This is a genomic window from Thalassotalea piscium, from assembly GCF_030295935.1.
Lineage (GTDB): Bacteria > Pseudomonadota > Gammaproteobacteria > Enterobacterales > Alteromonadaceae > Thalassotalea_B > Thalassotalea_B piscium.
The window spans coordinates 954,881-971,024 of the sequence record NZ_AP027362.1 but is presented as its reverse complement, the minus strand read 5'-3'; the positions used below and the strand labels follow the sequence as shown (position 1 = coordinate 971,024).

At 35.9% G+C, this 16,144-nt stretch carries 15 protein-coding genes; 9 read left to right on the top strand and 6 right to left on the bottom strand.

Features of this window, described 5'->3' with window-relative positions:
• Window positions 1–7 precede the first annotated feature (7 nt).
• From QUD79_RS04080 to QUD79_RS04070, 3 genes are all read left to right on the top strand, one after another.
• A complete protein-coding gene (locus QUD79_RS04080) occupies window positions 8–793 on the top strand; it encodes a class I SAM-dependent methyltransferase (RefSeq protein ID WP_184426908.1) in 786 nt (261 codons plus the stop codon).
• 342 nt (window positions 794–1,135) lie between these two features.
• Window positions 1,136–1,939: a sulfite exporter TauE/SafE family protein gene (locus QUD79_RS04075; RefSeq protein WP_184426910.1), complete on the top strand. Its 804-nt coding sequence runs from the start codon at window positions 1,136–1,138 to the stop codon at window positions 1,937–1,939.
• Window positions 1,940–2,453: 514 nt separating this feature from the next.
• The gene (locus QUD79_RS04070) at window positions 2,454–3,182 is read left to right on the top strand and encodes a protease inhibitor BamI-like protein (RefSeq protein WP_184426912.1); all 729 of its coding nucleotides are present in this window, start codon (window positions 2,454–2,456) and stop codon (window positions 3,180–3,182) included.
• A gap of 250 nt (window positions 3,183–3,432) precedes the next feature.
• On the opposite strand, the gene tnpC is transcribed toward QUD79_RS04070, so the two are convergent.
• The 3 genes from tnpC to tnpA all read right to left on the bottom strand — a co-directional run bounded on the left by tnpC (window position 3,433) and on the right by tnpA (window position 5,650).
• Entirely contained in the window at window positions 3,433–4,914 is a 1,482-nt protein-coding gene (gene tnpC, locus QUD79_RS04065) for an IS66 family transposase (protein ID WP_184426944.1), read from the bottom strand.
• 86 nt (window positions 4,915–5,000) lie between these two features.
• The gene (gene tnpB, locus QUD79_RS04060; RefSeq protein ID WP_286287996.1) at window positions 5,001–5,351 is read right to left on the bottom strand and encodes an IS66 family insertion sequence element accessory protein TnpB; all 351 of its coding nucleotides are present in this window, start codon (window positions 5,349–5,351) and stop codon (window positions 5,001–5,003) included.
• Window positions 5,348–5,650: an IS66 family insertion sequence element accessory protein TnpA gene (tnpA, locus tag QUD79_RS04055; protein WP_184423956.1), complete on the bottom strand. Its 303-nt coding sequence runs from the start codon at window positions 5,648–5,650 to the stop codon at window positions 5,348–5,350. Before tnpA ends, tnpB begins: the two co-directional genes overlap by 4 nt.
• A gap of 109 nt (window positions 5,651–5,759) precedes the next feature.
• On the opposite strand from tnpA, the gene QUD79_RS04050 reads away from it, so the two are divergent.
• Entirely contained in the window at window positions 5,760–6,500 is a 741-nt protein-coding gene (locus QUD79_RS04050; protein WP_184423485.1) for a zinc-dependent metalloprotease family protein, read from the top strand.
• 602 nt (window positions 6,501–7,102) lie between these two features.
• The gene (gene glsA / locus QUD79_RS04045; RefSeq protein ID WP_184423486.1) at window positions 7,103–8,035 is read left to right on the top strand and encodes a glutaminase A; all 933 of its coding nucleotides are present in this window, start codon (window positions 7,103–7,105) and stop codon (window positions 8,033–8,035) included.
• A 63-nt stretch (window positions 8,036–8,098) separates the two neighbouring features.
• Here the strand turns inward: glsA and QUD79_RS04040 are convergent, their stop codons facing one another.
• From QUD79_RS04040 to QUD79_RS04030, 3 genes are all read right to left on the bottom strand, one after another.
• Window positions 8,099–8,674 (bottom strand): hypothetical protein, encoded by a 576-nt coding sequence (locus QUD79_RS04040; protein WP_184423487.1) that lies wholly within the window; start codon window positions 8,672–8,674, stop codon window positions 8,099–8,101.
• 231 nt (window positions 8,675–8,905) lie between these two features.
• Entirely contained in the window at window positions 8,906–9,634 is a 729-nt protein-coding gene (locus tag QUD79_RS04035) for a hypothetical protein (RefSeq protein WP_184423488.1), read from the bottom strand.
• A 338-nt stretch (window positions 9,635–9,972) separates the two neighbouring features.
• Complete coding sequence (locus QUD79_RS04030) at window positions 9,973–10,701, bottom strand: PEP-CTERM sorting domain-containing protein (protein WP_184423489.1); 729 nt, start codon at window positions 10,699–10,701, stop codon at window positions 9,973–9,975.
• Between the two features lie 368 nt (window positions 10,702–11,069).
• Between QUD79_RS04030 and QUD79_RS04025 the strand changes: the two genes are divergently transcribed.
• The 4 genes from QUD79_RS04025 (at window position 11,070) to QUD79_RS04010 (ending at window position 16,121) form a co-directional block, all read left to right on the top strand.
• Entirely contained in the window at window positions 11,070–11,609 is a 540-nt protein-coding gene (locus QUD79_RS04025) for a hypothetical protein (protein WP_184423490.1), read from the top strand.
• Window positions 11,609–13,366 (top strand): OmpA family protein, encoded by a 1,758-nt coding sequence (locus tag QUD79_RS04020; RefSeq protein ID WP_184423491.1) that lies wholly within the window; start codon window positions 11,609–11,611, stop codon window positions 13,364–13,366. Before QUD79_RS04025 ends, QUD79_RS04020 begins: the two co-directional genes overlap by 1 nt.
• A gap of 111 nt (window positions 13,367–13,477) precedes the next feature.
• Window positions 13,478–13,975 carry a Rab family GTPase gene (locus QUD79_RS04015; protein WP_184423492.1) on the top strand — a complete coding sequence of 166 codons (498 nt, stop codon included), beginning with the start codon at window positions 13,478–13,480 and terminating at the stop codon, window positions 13,973–13,975.
• 1 nt (window position 13,976) lies between these two features.
• On the top strand, window positions 13,977–16,121 hold the full coding sequence (locus QUD79_RS04010) for a sensor domain-containing protein (protein ID WP_184423493.1): 2,145 nt from the start codon (window positions 13,977–13,979) through the stop codon (window positions 16,119–16,121).
• Window positions 16,122–16,144 lie beyond the last annotated feature (23 nt).

Here is a 16,144-nt window from a genome sequence, read left to right as displayed (position 1 = left end):
ATCAACTATGTATATCAATCCAGCGTGGCGCATTTTAACCATTGGCGATGGCGACTTATCATTTTCCCATTCATTATTAGAAAATTACCACCCAAAATCCTTAACTGCGACAGTGTTTGATGATATCTCGTCACTAAGCTCCAAATATAGCACTACACACTTTAAGCAATTACAAGCACAAAGGTGCGAAGTAATTACAAGCTTTGATGTAACCAAAAAACAAACCTGGGGTAACCTTGATAAGCATCAATTCGATGTGATAATTTTTCAATTCCCCTTATTACCAGCATTCAACTCAGCTAAAGATTTTAAGCAACAAAGTCAAAATATTAGTTTAAATACCTTACATCGTCGCTTATTACGTCGATATTTATTAAATTGTTTCAATGAGTTTTTAGACCCTCAAGGTGCACAACTAGCGTTGATTACCTCCAAAGATGTAAAACCCTATCGACAGTGGTGTATTGAACAAGCATTAATAATCAACACTGATATAAACTATATTGGCAGCATGCCATTTGAAACAGACAAGTTTCCAGGTTACAAAATTAGAAATGTTGACCGAGATAAACATGTAAAAGACACTGAAGGAGTTACGTATGTGTTTAGCCGTTTATTAACTACCGAGCTAGATAATAAAGTTACTCAACCTAATTATTTACATGATAATTATTGCAGTTATTGTCGTGTTGGCCCATTTTATACCGAGCGAGATAAACAAAGTCACCTAGTGAGTAAAAAACATCAAAAAATGGCGCTTTTTGAACAACAGTGGTTAAATGATATTAAGTAACTCAAAAATATCGCCGTATCGACGTTACTCGAGCATCCGTTATTCAGAACTGAGGTCAAGTAACCTCAACTCTGGATAATAAATAGCTCTCTAGCAGCTTTTTTTTCCTTACTTCTGTGTTAAATTCATAAACAATAGAATGCCTATTCTTGATGAATTTGCTTTGAATTAAGAAAAACTATCAAGCTAGTGAGTGGCTACAACCACAAGTCTAGCAATTTCAGGGCATTAACTTATCTCTTAACCCGAGCTAAGGTTAAGTAACCTGAACTCGGGTTAAGTAGTTTACCTACTTATTTATACGCTTTTTATAGACTATTTTTATCCCCTTAAGGACTTTATGTGTTAGACATTCAATGGATATTATCTTTTTTATTATTGGGATCTTTTGTTGGGTTTTTAGCCGGATTACTAGGTGTTGGCGGTGGTGGCGTTATGGTGCCGGTGCTCACTATGATATTTTTACAGCAAGGAGTCCCCGTTGATAATGTACTACACTTAGCATTAGGTACTTCAATGGCATCTATTATTTTCACCTCACTTTCAAGTTTGCGCACCCACCAAAAGTATCAAGCAATACACTGGAGTATTGTAAAAACAATGTCGTTTGGCGTAATAATAGGTACCTTTTTATCTACTTTTTTAGCGTCGCATTTAAGCTCTCTTTACTTAGCTATCTTCTTTACTATTTTCATGGCTTTTATCGCTGTAAAAATGTTATTTAAAAAGCAAGACAATGCTGTTTATAACGACATCAAGAATAGTAGTTTGTTTGTGGTATCAACGGGAATAGGCGCAATTTCAGCATTAGTTTCAATTGGTGGAGGTTCATTAACGGTGCCTTACCTTACTTCAAAAAACATTGATATTAAAAAAGCTATTGGCACCTCAGCGGCCATTGGCTTGCCTATATCGATAGCAGGAACATTGGGGTATTTAATTAATGGTTGGAGTAGTGATATAAATTATCAATATTCATTGGGCTTTATATATCTTCCCGCCGTACTGCTTATTTCTATGACAAGCTTCATAACTGCACCTTACGGCGCTAAACTCGCACAACATTTACCTATAAAAGTATTAAAAAAGATTTTTGCATGCCTGCTTATTTTGCTAAGTGTAAAAATGTTGTTATCGATAGTATGATCTTGCTCATTAACCTGAGCTCGGGATAATGGATGTGCGAAAAAAGAAAAAGTAATATTTTATAATGCTTTAAATTATTTCTTCACAAGTGCTATGTGCATTTCTACTAGCAATGCTATAAGTTTTGTGCGAATTGAGGCTGATTTGTGTGCCTAATAGCCAGCTATTAGTAGCAAATTTAACGCAGATACGCGCAAAAATCGTGACATTGACGTGATTAGCTTATCCAGAACTCAGGTTACATTAATACTATTACAGTAAAATCATAACGTTAAATCAAAATACATACTCATCCCCGCACTATTCTATCATTTAAATTGCCCAATTAATTTACAAAAAAGTAATCTTTGTACCAATATTGATAATTAATTGTAAATTTATTGTTTCAATTTAATTGAAAAAAAAGCAATATTTAGTTGTGTTACAGAATGTAACGAAAAATGAACGAGTATCAGTCACTAGTTTGTGCCTAATTGTTAACTATTAAAATTCGTAACTATGGGTAGGTAATAAAATGAATAATAAAAAAGTAAAGACTAGCGTTATTGTTGTATTCATTTGTTTTATAACAATAATTTTCAGTCTATTCTATTTCCTCACTAGCAATAATAATAGTGATAGTGCTAAACCTTCTGAAGTTAAGCAAATAGCACAAGAGCAAAATAATATAAATAACGTTGCCATTAATAACACGGCTCCAAAAGCAATCATTGAACCTATTAGTAAGCCCGTTAAAAAAGAGCGGGCAACTGAAGTGGTAGCAAGTAATGATTTTACTGGTATCTCTAAGTTGTCAGACAAAGCCAAAGAAGTGCTAGAAACAGCTGGAGTAATGCCAGTTGATGTCAATGATGAAGATGTTGTTTTCGTTGAATTCGATCTAGACACTCTGCGCAAATTAGAAGTGGGCAATACCTTTGATTTTGAAATTCCACAAACTCAAGAAATATTTACTGCTGAAATAACTCAAGTAGATAACTTTGATAATGGCGATAAAAGCTTAATAAGCAATGTTATTGGTCAAGGCGGTGAGTTTCATACCTCAATAATTACCGTTGGAAACGATGCGATGTACGGACAGTTTACAACAATATCGGGTAACTGGGTTTTTGAATCAAAAAATGAATATGGCTGGGTAGCAGCCAAACGAGATCTCTATAAGAACCATATAGAGTTTGAGCCAAGTGACGTCGGCTCAGAAACAACAAGTGATGGATACACTATTACAGCAGAAGAACATTAAAAATAGAGTAAGCGTCGGTTAAACCACACCTAAATTTTTTATTCAGCATTATTTGCAATATTTCATCCTTATTCTAGACTTAAAAAGTTGGTAACAACAGCAAGCTGGATGCTTGTTTAGGGAAGCTTTACGGATGAGGTGATGTAGCGAGGATTGCTATGAGGGATGAAGTAAACAGGGAGTGTTGATCACGGATGATTACCTCTGTTTTACCTTTCGTTTTTATTTCTGCATTATCATTTTCTACTGACTAACGCTTGATGTTCCACGGCAATATTGCGTCAATATCAGGGTGTGGTTTACATAACTCTTCAAGACATTGCTTGACATAATCAAATGGAACTAAGCCATTAGCTTTAGCGGTTTCGATAATACTATACAGTGCAGCACTCGCATCGGCACCGTTAGCGGTTTGGCTAAACAACCAATTTTTACGTCCGATAACGAAGGACTTTATTGCCCGCTCTGCACGATTATTGTCGATGCTCAAGCGACCGTCTTCGAGGTAACCCACCAATTTTGGCCACTGATTACTCAGATACGTGATAGCTTCACCTAATTTGTTTTTGGGCAACACATTTTGTTGAGTAAACCAACCGTGTAATTTATCTAGTATCGGTTTGGCTTGAGTTTGGCGAGCCTCGTAAGTCTCTTCTGGAGTTGTATTTTTAAAACGCGATTCAATACCGTACAATTTTTGAATATAACTTAGCGCCACATCAGCTTTACCACTTTTTCCTTTGGGTTGTGCTTGTTTGGCTTCAATGAATTTACGCCGCGCATGTGCCCAACAACCCACTAAGGTTGCTTGGGTTTGATGATAGGCTTGATAACCATCAACTTGAAGGTAGCCCGAATAGCCGTCGAGATAATCAACCACGCAGCGACCTGCACGGCTATCATGATAATCGTATAAGATAATATTTGGGATTGAACTAGTGGGCATGGGGGAATCCGTGCCCGTGCAATACAACCACATGTAACTTTTTATTTTGTCAGACTTGATGACATTGACCGTAGTCTCATCGGCATGTATCACTGCTTGTTTTCGTAATTCTTCCTTAAGCCGTTTGATGAGCGGGGGAAATAACGCTGCTGATTTGAGCATCCAATCACTCATTGTTTGGCGACTGAGCGCGATACCGTATTGTTTGAATAATGATTCTTGGCGATAAAGAGGCAAACCATATTGATATTTACTGGTAATGAGTTGACTCAGTAAACTTGCAGTAGCAATGCCTTTAGGGATAGGACTTACTGGCATCAACGCTTGTTTAATCGGGTTGCTAGTGCCTGTTTTTTCGCATTCACGACACGCGTATTTAGGGCGAACATGTTCAATAACTTTGACTTGTGCCGGGATGAAGTCTAGTTTTTCAGTGATGTCTTCACCGATTTTATGTAATTGAGCATGACAACAAACGCACACTTTCTCAGCGTCGCTAATATCATGCACCACCACTTCCCGTGGTAAGTCTTTCGGTAAGGGTTTACGCTTTGGTTTATTACGGCGATAGCTGATGTCTTGTTGCTCAGTTTCAGCAAGCACAGCGATTTCTTCCGCCTCGTTGAACAATTCCCCTTGACCTGCAAAGCCTTCACCACTTTTACCGAATTGTTTTTGCTGCGCTAGGCGAAACTGCTCTTCAAGGAACAGTAAACGTGCGTCTTTTTCTGCTAATAACCGCTCTAACTGAGCAATACGTTGGTGAAGTTTAGTCTTGGTATTCATGCAGTTATTTTACCAGAGTAAATGGTTAAGTTGTTGTTATTACCTAGACTATTTCGTGATCGATAACTGCTGCTTATGATCGCAGGTTATAAGGACAAATTATCGAGGCTCATCGCTTGATGGCCCACCACATCAAAGCCAGATAACAGCCAATGTAATTGCTGCTCGGTGAGCTCCATGGTCGATTCAGTTAACCTTGTTGGCCACTTAAATTTATCTCGCTCAAGGCGTTTATACCACAGCGCAAAACCCGTCTGATCCCAATACAAAATTTTTAATTTATCGCGACCTTTATTACAAAACACAAACAAAGCCCCAGAGAGCACGGGTAATTGCAGCTCACTATCGAGCAAAGCCGATAAACCATTAATGGATTTGCGAAAGTCGACAAACTGGCGGTGTAAATAGACATCAGGCACATCAACAAACATCTTCATGCGTGTAACGCTTTAATAAGTTCAGCTAACCATGTTGGTTCGCAATGATGAGGTAGCGTTAACCTTGTGTCGCCAAAGACTATGTGTATTGTTGCATCGGCAGGTTGAGTTGTTACCTTTGTTGCTACCTTAGCTTTTACAAAACCCGATGTTTGATTGAGGTGTTCAATTTTATGTCGGTATTTATAAAAATTTGACGTAGGTATCAGGTGTTGCCTACAAAAAGCAAGAATAGATAAGCCACTTTGGGCTTGTTGTTCAATAAGTTTCGTCCAATCATCTAACGTTCTTCGGGTCATGATATATCCTCAATAGTAAATTATTGAGGAGTTTATTTAGTTTGGCGATTATTGAAAAGGTGTGGTTTAACCGACGCTTACAAAATAGAAAATAATAGAGGGTTTAATTATGAAAAAGTATCTTTCAACACTAGCATTAACTGCAATGTTAAGCACAGCAAGTATCGTAAAAGCGGAGACCATCGATGTTGGTATCTTTTATACGAATTCTGCAGTGGCTAAAACAGCAAATATTCACACAAAAATTAATCAACTAATTTCATTTAGTAATCAAGTTTATCGTCAAAATGGCATTAATCTTACGTTACGTTTAGTCGGTAAACAAAGTGTCTCGGCTTCTGCTACACCGAATGGTGACTGGTTAAGAGCTTTTACTAATAGTAGCTGGGTTAACAACCTACGAAACCAATGGAAGGCCGATATGATTGCGGTAATCGGTACTGGCGAATCTAGTACTCCAGGCTATAAAACGTGTGGTATTGCTTGGGTAGGCCAAGGTCAAAATGGTTATTTATATAGTAGTCAAAGCAGTAAAATGTTCAGTATTACTGCTGCTGACTGTGGCGCTTCTACCTTTGTGCATGAGTTAGGACACAACCAAGGTTTAGCACATTCAAGAAAACAAGGCGCTACAAGCGGAGGTGTATATGTTGACGGAATGGGACATGGTGTACAAAACTCTTTTACCAGCATAATGGCTTATCCACATGTATTTGGGTCGGCTACACAATATGATTACTTTGCAAACCCTAACTGGACAGTAAATGGTAGAAGATTTGGTGTAACTGGCGAGTCGTATGGATGGAAAACAGTTAACCACACTAAAAACAGCATTTCTAGATTCAAATAAACTTTAAAAGTAATTACAAAAATATTTATTTAGAGTAATGTTAACCGCATTACTCTTTTTGTTGTAGAATTTTCAATAAAGCCCTATTGGCCTCCTGAGTAATAGCATTACCTATTAATACAGATAAATTGCCTATAAAGGAGACTAGAGCGTGTTGAACTTTCGAGTACAAAACTTGTACGAATTAAACATGATTTAATTGAGGCGTAGCGAGTAAAGTGTAGCTATTCTACATAAATGAGCTAGACAGCTTCCGCGTCCTGCTCACGCTGAGTACCTACTTCCGTGTAGGCAACGAAAAGTAGATCATGTTTAAACGTATCAGTTGAACAGCGTCTCTTTGGTTTTTCTACGGCGTTTTCACTTATTTATGGGGAACAACACCACTACATAAGTTCCGCCTTGTATAAACACCAAATAAATCGCTGCAAAAATCTACAGTAAAGATCAACACGCTCTAACATCAATTCATAAGAGGCGTTTAAACACAATTTTTTTTGCTTCTCCCTATGACACTAATTACACTAACACTGTACTTAAGAATGCACTTAAGACTGTACATAATAGTTAACTCTTGCTACGCGAAAAACAATAAGGACTGTATGAAGAAAAGTATAAATAATTTAGAAAGTAAGTTACAAGCATTATTGCGTTCGCAACACTCTCATTATACGCAAGGAAAAGTCGCCAACTACATCCCTGCACTTGAAGAAGTAAAGCCCGATTTAGTCGCTGTTTCAGTAGCAACACTAGATGGAAAAAATGTTGGCGTAGGTGATTATCAACACCCTTTTTCAATTCAAAGTATCTCTAAAGTATTTGGTTTAGTTATGGCAATGAACCGCATGGGCGATTCATTATGGCAACGAGTTAGAATGGAGCCTTCTGGCCAACCATTTAATTCTATTATTCAACTTGAGTGGGAAAAGGGGATTCCTCGAAACCCGGTGATAAACGCTGGCGCTTTATTAATATCTGATGTATTAACAAGTCATTTCTCTGCAAGTAAGCTCGCTTTTGTTTGTTTTTTGAGAAATTTAGCACAGGATGAAAATATACATGTAGATAATGAGGTGTATCAGTCTGAACTTGCCCATGGCAATAGAAACGCCGCACTAGCATACTTAATGAAAAGCTTTGGTAATATCGAAGCTGAAATTTCTGACGTATTAGCCCATTACTTTACACAATGCTCAGTCGCAATGAGCTGTGAGCAATTAGCTCAGAGCCTACTTTTCTTAGCGAATAAAGGCCTTGATCCTATATCGAATCAAAGAGTCTGTAGTCCAAAAGATGCACATCGTATTAATGCAATACTTTCTACTAGCGGTATGTATGATCAGTCTGGTGAGTTTGCATTCACTGTTGGCTTACCCGCTAAAAGTGGTGTCGGTGGTGGTGTAATTGCTATTGTGCCAAATTATGGTGTAATTTGCACATGGAGTCCGCCACTAAATAGCTTTGGTAACTCAGTAGTAGGTATGAATTTAATTGCAGGGATAGCGCAAGAGTTAGGTTTATCTATTTATCATTAATGTTTGGTATTACAAAAATACCGACAAAAGCCGGTATTTTTAATGATTGCTATACAGCGCTAATTACTGACTAAATTTTCGTGCCACTAGAGCAAGTATCCCAAATGCAAAAATAACTATTGTTGATGATTCTGTAACAGGAATAATGGCAGTAGGACTAATCAACGCGTTTTTAATCATTACAAAGCCAGCGATACCTTCCCTTCCCTGGTAAAAACCTGTTATATTCGCCGTGGTATCACTATTACCTGCATGCTTATACCAACCAGTTTCGATAGAGTCTGAAAATAGAAAAAAAGACCTTTCTATACCTTCCCACTCGTACTCATTCCAACCACCTTGATTTCTATAACCTTTATTTGGGTTATAACCAACGCCAACTAAGTCTCGCCATTCTTGATATGAAGCAAAGTGATAGCCTTCAATAGTTTCAAATGTATTAGCTCGATCTAACTTCCAAATTTTAGAGACTGCATAGTAGACTTGATCAGACGCTGAACTTTGGCGAAAACCACCAAGGTTATCGGTTGTTAAATGCCAGTTATCAACAGTAATAAAATTTGCATTGGCAATATTAGTGTTACTGACTACTATAAAAGTTATAGCCCAAAAGATAGATTTCAATAGTTTATACTTCATCTTATTATTATTTTACCTTTGTACATTAAACTTGATAATTAAGTTATTAATAGTGCTTACAGGCATTATTGAAAACCTATTAAACACATGCTTAAGCTTGAGCAATTATAATGTTGCACCAATGTTCGAATTAGTATGCGGAGTATAATATAAAAGTAAATTAACAAATTGGCAACAATTAAAATAAGTTAAGCATTATTGATTCATATATAAGGGTAATACTAAGATATGCTAATCAAGTCCTATTTGTATATAGCGGTTTAGTTTGTCATTATTTAATCGTTGAGGTGATATTTTATCCACAATTTCAAGCGCCTGATAAACTTTGCTAAACCCTACTTTGTCATCAAGAGGCATTTTTTCAAAAACATTAGCACTAATTGTTTCATTTAAAAATGCTAGGGTACTAGCTAAAGACTCCTTAAAATCAGGGTTCGTTTTTGCTTTTTCAACATCAGCTAAAATTACTTGAGCTTTTAACAAACTCTCTTTAAGTAACACGAGAGTTTCACTCTCTTCAACTACATTATTGTCGTCTTCAGGCGTATCAAGTTTCCCTGCATTGGTTTCATCTAACCGTTTTAAAAAGTCACCAATAAAATTAACTAAGTTTTTGTTTGGTAATTCCTTGCTTGCAGATAACTCTTGATCAGAAAGCTCCGTTTTAGTTAAGTGTGCGTACTCTTGTTTACTAATAAGCCCTAACTGATAAGCCCTTATTTTTAGTGAGTCAATATCTTCAAAGTTTAAATCACCTTTAGAAAAGAACTCTTGACTGATCGAGTTTATTTTTTGCGCTCTGGTGCTCAAATATAAATTTGTACTTGTTTCCTGATTCAATGGCGCAGTTGCTTCTTTTTGCTTATGGCTAGCAATAATATCTTCAACCTCAGCTGAAGTAGATGATGCAGAAGGGTTTGCACTTAGCAGGTTACTATAAGCATTAATATTATTAATCATTGAAAAGCATCACCAGAAAATTGACATAATAAATTCAATGCAAAGTCTATACCTTAAATTATGAGAGGGATTATTATGGAACTTACTTTAGGGCTTTAGCAATAATCTTAAAAATTGTAATGCAGAAGCAATAAAATGGAATTAAAACTAAAGTTAATTTTTGTAATCAGGAAATCCGCTTGAGTGTTAATGTTATTGATACTTAACTAATGAGGGATACTTTATATATTTGAAGGCTAACCTTTCTTTAAGACTTAACACTCGCCTTCTCTTTGTTAACCGATCAAAAAAGCACCCGAAGGTGCTTATTTGTTGTAAACAATTATAAAAATACAAGTTTATTTTTTAAGTCTTCGAGATGCTAAACCAATAACTCCTAATGCGAAAATTGCTAGAGTGCTAGGCTCAGGAACTGAAGTAGAAGGAATACTTGGGCTTACCGTTTCTTCAAAGCCAGTATAACGAACATATGATTGAGAATAATTATAAAAACCAAACTTGCCTGTATTAAAGCTACCGTTAACATCAAAGATAGTCACATTATCTATATCAATTTTAATACTGGTAGTTGTGAAATCTAAAGTAAAGTTATAAACAGTGTTATCAGCCCAGCCGTTATTGCCCGCATAGTCAGAGGCTAGCACTGTTAAGTCGCTACCAGAATGATCCCAAAAGTTAACATTGGAGCCAGTAATATGAGAAAGCGTAAAGCCTGAGTATGCCATTCCACTAAAGTTTTGATCAGATTGCTTCCAATCAAATAATAAAAAATCATCGCTGTTGTTATAACCAAAAACAAAACCTATAAAGTCATCATCACCTGCTGTTTCAACACCAAAAGTCCCGTCAAACTTTGTATTAATGTAGTCGGTATCACTTAAAAAATAGGTTGGTTGTCCGTTTTGTGTTTGAAGCACGCTAGTACCACTGCTATCAACAGTCCAAGTACCGCCACTCGTAGCGGTCCAGTTAGTTAAGTCAATTAAGCCTGCATTTGCAACATTAACCAAGCTGCTAACGCCTAGTATTAAGCCGGCAACACTTGTTTTTATCATATTTGATTTCATTTTATGTCCTTACCTTTCGTATTTGCATCTACAAAAATTTTGGTTGTAAATAATAATTGATAAGTCTTAAGCAAAAAAAATACCATAATAATAAAGGTATATATTTTCATATATATAGCTATAAATTTAATACGAAGTGTCTCTATAAAATACATAACCTGTAAAAATTACTGACACTATTGAAATAATACAGATCACGTAATTAACAATAAACTGAGGGTATAGTGAATACTTATGGCTAATATTTAAGCCAAGCTTTTATTGACAAATCATTGGTTTTAAAACATTAATAGTGTAAAAATTAAGCATATATTAAAAACTCAACTAGACTAAACTTAGTAAGAACACTTGCTTGAACGGAAGATATAATGGCCAATAAAAAAAATACAGATAAAACCGAACAACATCAAGCTATCGACTCTACAGATGAGCTTAGCCAGTTAAGGTCAATTGTTTTTGGTGCTGCTGAACAAAGCATTTATGAGAACATTACTGCACTATCTAATAAGGTTGATGCATCACTAAACGCTTTAGACACAAAGTTTTCAGACCATATTATTCGTGCTCAACAAGTTATAGACAATCAGCTTAATGAGTTAGATAAGCGATTAAGCTTTATCGATAAAAGTCACGATGATAATGAAGAAATGCTGAAAAAAGATCTAAAGCATTTAACGTCTGAGCATGAAATTTTCGCTACCGCGACTCAAAAAGACTTTACTGAATTAAATCAATCACTCGATAGTGAAAGTGCAGCCCTTAGTGCCAACTTTCATGAGCAACTTGAGCAACTAAAAGCACATCTAGACGAGGTATCTAACGAGCTAAGCTCGTCGAAAACAGACAGAAAAACACTGGCTAAACTACTTGCAACCATGGCAACTAATTTGGAAGCTGACCAGTTATAATGCCAAAGTCGACTTCAACTGAGCAAGTTGAACCTCAACAAGAGCTCGAACAACTTAGAACCCTGATACTTGGAGAAGATCATCAGCTGGTAACTCGTGCTATAAAAAAGAATGCACGAGCAGTTGTCAGTGATGTATTAACTGAAGCATTACACGATCGCGAAACAAAAGACGGCTCTGTTAATAAAGTACTCTTACCCTTAGTACAAAATGCTGTTGAAGACTCTGTTACCCATCATAGTGATCGCCTTATTAGCTCGTTATACCCTTTAATGGGTAGTTTAGTAAGAAAGTCTGTTGCGGCATTTTTAACAGACTTTATGGAGAAAACAAATCAACTGCTTGAGAATAGTTTAACTATTAAGGGGCTAAAATGGCGGTTTTCTGCCTGGAGGGCTGGTATTAGCTTTAGCCAATACATTGCATCACAAACTTTTGTATACCGAGTTGAGCATGTGTTTTTAATCCATCATGAAACAGGCTTGTTATTAAACTCTGTTAGTTTCGATAATCATGATAATAGCAACGCCGATGTTATCTCTTCAATGTTAAGTGCTATTAATGACTTTATTGGTGACTCGTTTTCACAAAGTCCCGAAGGAATGAAAGAGCAATTACAAACAGTTACTACTGAAAGCTTTACTCTACTTCTAAAGCCTGGCCCCAATGCAATACTTGTAGCCGCTGTTACTGGCAACCCACCTCAAAGCTTAAGCCATCAATTACAAATAACCATCGAAAGCTTACATACTATTTATGCAAATGAACTTTCCGAGTTTGATGGTGATAATAGTAGCTTTGATAATGCTGATAACTTATTAAGAGACTGTTTACTCGCAGAAGAAAAAAGCACTGAGACTAAGAAGAAAAAAGTCCCCTGGTTTGCTTGGCTTGCAGTTACATTGTTTCTGGCCCTAATAGCTTCACGCATTAATCTATGGCATTCGTTAGAGCAATTAAAAACACAGCTAAATGAACTAGGCCAACAGCCAGGGGTTATTATTCAGCATATTAACGTTATTAATAATGATAATGTAGAAATAAATATCTTACGTGACCCAGATGCGATTACTGTTCAAGAGTGGTTAGACTCGAAGAAGCTCACTTTTACTCAATTAACACTTAACGAGCGGCTTTACCTATCGTTAGATCAAAAGCTAATAGAAGTAAAAGCGAAAAAAATTACCGCTCAATTTAAAAAAATAAGTAGCCAATGGAAAGATGACATATTAATAGTCACTGGTGAAATTGATTCTACATCCCTTGATACACTCCTTGATCAATTAGCTAAAGTTGGAATAATCAATCAAAAAAATCTTAACTTATCAGGATTAAAAGTCACCAATAATCAAGAAGCGAGTAGCCCTGTACAAATTAAGCAGCAAGTTTTTCAAGATTTAATTGGTAAAATATCAACCATTCAACTCAGTTTTGATGTATCAAGTGAAGAAATAACTGCCACAATGCAGCAAACTTTAAATCAACTATATCAACAATTTACTTTATTAAATAAGCTAGCTGAAGAACTAAACCTTAATGTTGGGCTTATTATTATGGGCAGTAGCGATAACTCTGGTTCAACAAAAACTAACAAAAACATTAGCCTTAAAAGAGCGGAAAACACCGCCAATACCCTTAAACAGCTTGGTATAGCTGATGAAAAAATATTCACTACGGGTTTAGGCCAATTAGATATTGAAAAGGTCAATAATACTTCAAGAAAAGTCATGTTTAATGTGATATATGTAAACAAGTAGAACTAAAGTGCTCTTACATATGTACAAAAAGTAATATATTTTAATCAAGGAAGTCTACATTCAGGTATATAAATAAAAATAACTACTTGCGTGTTTATAGGGAGAAGCCCATTGATTCAAAAGAAAATTTGTTTACTAGGTGCCTCTAGTGTTGGCAAAACCAGCTTAGTCAAACAATATATCGAAGGTATTTTTAATGAAAAATACCTAACAACTATTGGTGTTAAAGTTGATAAGAAACTTGTTGATTTAGATGATCAATCAGTACAGCTTATGCTGTGGGATATAGAAGGAAATGATCAATACAATGTTTTTCAGGAGCGTTATTTAAGAGGTGCCGCCGGCTATATTATTGTAGTTGATCACACGAGAAGATCATCTCTACTTGAAGGTATTGACATACATACACTTGCACGACAAGTAACCTCTGCTCCGGCTATTTTAGCGATTAATAAAAGTGATTTACCCAAGCAATGGCACTGGCAAGAAACAGAGCTTGAACAATATAAAGATGTATTTGATCACCAGTTCTCCACGAGCGCAAAAACGGGCGAAAAAGTAGAAGAAATGTTTAAAGCCATTGCTAAGCTCACACTCAAAGGTAAGTAAAATGAAGCTATTACTTAACAGCATACTTGGCGCGTTAGAACAAATAGTGTTTGAGCTAGTAGACGAAAAAACTGACACGGTTAAACTGGTAGCTGGTGATGCTAGCTGGGCAAAAGAATTATTCCCTCAATTGGAGTTAAACACCCCATTTATTATTAATGACAATATTCCATTTTTACAAGATTTTTTATTTGATGCTAAATTCATTTGGAGTGCTGAAAAAAATGGCTCTAAACGTTCTGGATTTTGGACTGAGGTCACTGCTAATCAAAACGAGCTCAATCTTGAAGCCATTGCCATTAAACAAGACGAACATAATTTATTATTAGTTATTAACCAGTCTGATGAATTTAAATTTCGCCAAAGCACCTTACAATCTGCTCGTGAAATGCTGCTGTCGAATGACCTGCTTGTTGAGCAAAATCAATATTTACACGACCGTATTTTATCTATTTTAAAAAAACCGAATGAACAAAGTAACATTCTGGTAGCGTTAACTAAGGCTATTGAAAATGCTGGATTTGCTGTTGTTATTACTAATAAAAAGTTCGTCACAATTATCGAAAACTCAGCAACAAAGTCATTATTTGGCCAACATAATTTACCCATTAATCAAGTCAAAAAATCTATTGATATTATTCTCTCATTAATGCGAAATCAATTACCTGAATTTGATCGAATAATGTCAACTAAGAGTAGTTGGGATGGTGAGCTCTGTTGGATTTTGCCACCTTCAACTTTGAAGTGGTTAAAAATAGCTGTTTACCCTGTCACTAACGAATTAAATGAAATAAAGAACTGGATATTCTTTGCAAACGATATCAGCATTTCTAAGTCATTAGTGCAAAAAAACGAAGAGCTTGCATTGCACGATATGCTAACAAAGCTACCGAATCGTTTTGGCTTTTGGCAAACACTCGAACAAAAAGCAGCAAATAAAAAGCCTTTTTATTTACTTTATCTTGATATCAATGACTTTAGAACTCATAACGAATACTTTGGCCATGAAGACGGCGATAAGTTATTAATTGATCTAAGTAAGCGCATAAAAACCAATTTAAAGAAGTCTGATTATATCGCACGAGTAGGTGGCGATGAGTTTGGAATAATCTTAAGTAATATAGATAATCAAGAAAGCTGTAAAAAGGTAATTAAGCGTATTATTGATAATATTAATGCCCCTTTTTATACCAATAATTCGAAAAGCTTCACCGTTACAATCAGTATCGGCGCAGCCGGTTTTCCAACTGATGCTGATAGTGTTGAAGAATTAATGAGGTTTGTAGATCTTAGCGCTTATAGTGGTAAAACCAGACAGAAAAGCTCTTTACAGTTTTATTCTCAAGCAATTAAAGACGCTTCTCAAGAGGTTATAAGAATTGAGCAAGACTTGCGAACAGCACTTAAAAATAATGAATTCGAACTATACCTTCAACCAATAATTGACTTAGAGCGAGACTCTATATTAAAAGCTGAAGCACTAATTCGCTGGAACCACCCAATAAAAGGCTTAATACTCCCTGATGATTTTATACCTGTAGCAGAAAAAAGCGGGCTTATTACTACTATTGGTCATTGGGTGATAAATGCTGTATGTGAACTGTTAATAAAACTGTCCTACCATGGGTTTAATATTAAAATATCAATGAACCTATCACCGACACAAGTACTTGAAGAGGGGTTATTTTCTTATTTACATCGATGTATTAAAAAACACCAAATAGACCCTTCCTTACTTGAGTTAGAAGTAACAGAGGGAGTGCTTGTTAATGACTATAGAATTGCCGAGCGATTATTAAGTAAAGTAAGAGCTATTGGTATGAGTGTGTCTGTTGACGACTTTGGTACTGGCTATAGTTCACTAGCCTACCTAAAAAAACTCCCATTAGACTTCATTAAAGTAGATAAATCATTTATTAAAGACATAGTGACAGATGATAATGATAAAGCAATTGTAAGAGCTGTTATCGCTATGGCGCACAACCTGCACTTAGGTGTAGTTGCTGAAGGCGTTGAAACAGAAGAGCAACTAAGTTTTCTTAAGCAAAATGCCTGTAATTCAGTTCAAGGATATTTATTTAGTCACCCCGTAAGTTTTGAGTTATTTCTTAACCTATTAAAAAGCAAACAAAGCTTTAGAGGATAATTGACTTATAAAACTACTTGGCA

What these genes read in the sequence shown, in the direction of transcription:
- QUD79_RS04040 (WP_184423487.1), bottom strand. Translation starts at nt 8,674, where the DNA reads ATGAAGTATAAACTATTGAAATCTATCTTTTGGGCTATAACTTTTATA.
- glsA (WP_184423486.1), top strand. Translation starts at nt 7,103, where the DNA reads ATGAAGAAAAGTATAAATAATTTAGAAAGTAAGTTACAAGCATTATTG.
- QUD79_RS04010 (WP_184423493.1), top strand. Translation starts at nt 13,977, where the DNA reads ATGAAGCTATTACTTAACAGCATACTTGGCGCGTTAGAACAAATAGTG.
- tnpC (WP_184426944.1), bottom strand. Translation starts at nt 4,914, where the DNA reads ATGAATACCAAGACTAAACTTCACCAACGTATTGCTCAGTTAGAGCGG.
- QUD79_RS04020 (WP_184423491.1), top strand. Translation starts at nt 11,609, where the DNA reads ATGCCAAAGTCGACTTCAACTGAGCAAGTTGAACCTCAACAAGAGCTC.
- QUD79_RS04030 (WP_184423489.1), bottom strand. Translation starts at nt 10,701, where the DNA reads ATGAAATCAAATATGATAAAAACAAGTGTTGCCGGCTTAATACTAGGC.
- tnpB (WP_286287996.1), bottom strand. Translation starts at nt 5,351, where the DNA reads ATGAAGATGTTTGTTGATGTGCCTGATGTCTATTTACACCGCCAGTTT.
- QUD79_RS04035 (WP_184423488.1), bottom strand. Translation starts at nt 9,634, where the DNA reads ATGATTAATAATATTAATGCTTATAGTAACCTGCTAAGTGCAAACCCT.
- tnpA (WP_184423956.1), bottom strand. Translation starts at nt 5,650, where the DNA reads ATGACCCGAAGAACGTTAGATGATTGGACGAAACTTATTGAACAACAA.
- QUD79_RS04050 (WP_184423485.1), top strand. Translation starts at nt 5,760, where the DNA reads ATGAAAAAGTATCTTTCAACACTAGCATTAACTGCAATGTTAAGCACA.
- QUD79_RS04070 (WP_184426912.1), top strand. Translation starts at nt 2,454, where the DNA reads ATGAATAATAAAAAAGTAAAGACTAGCGTTATTGTTGTATTCATTTGT.
- QUD79_RS04025 (WP_184423490.1), top strand. Translation starts at nt 11,070, where the DNA reads ATGGCCAATAAAAAAAATACAGATAAAACCGAACAACATCAAGCTATC.
- QUD79_RS04080 (WP_184426908.1), top strand. Translation starts at nt 8, where the DNA reads ATGTATATCAATCCAGCGTGGCGCATTTTAACCATTGGCGATGGCGAC.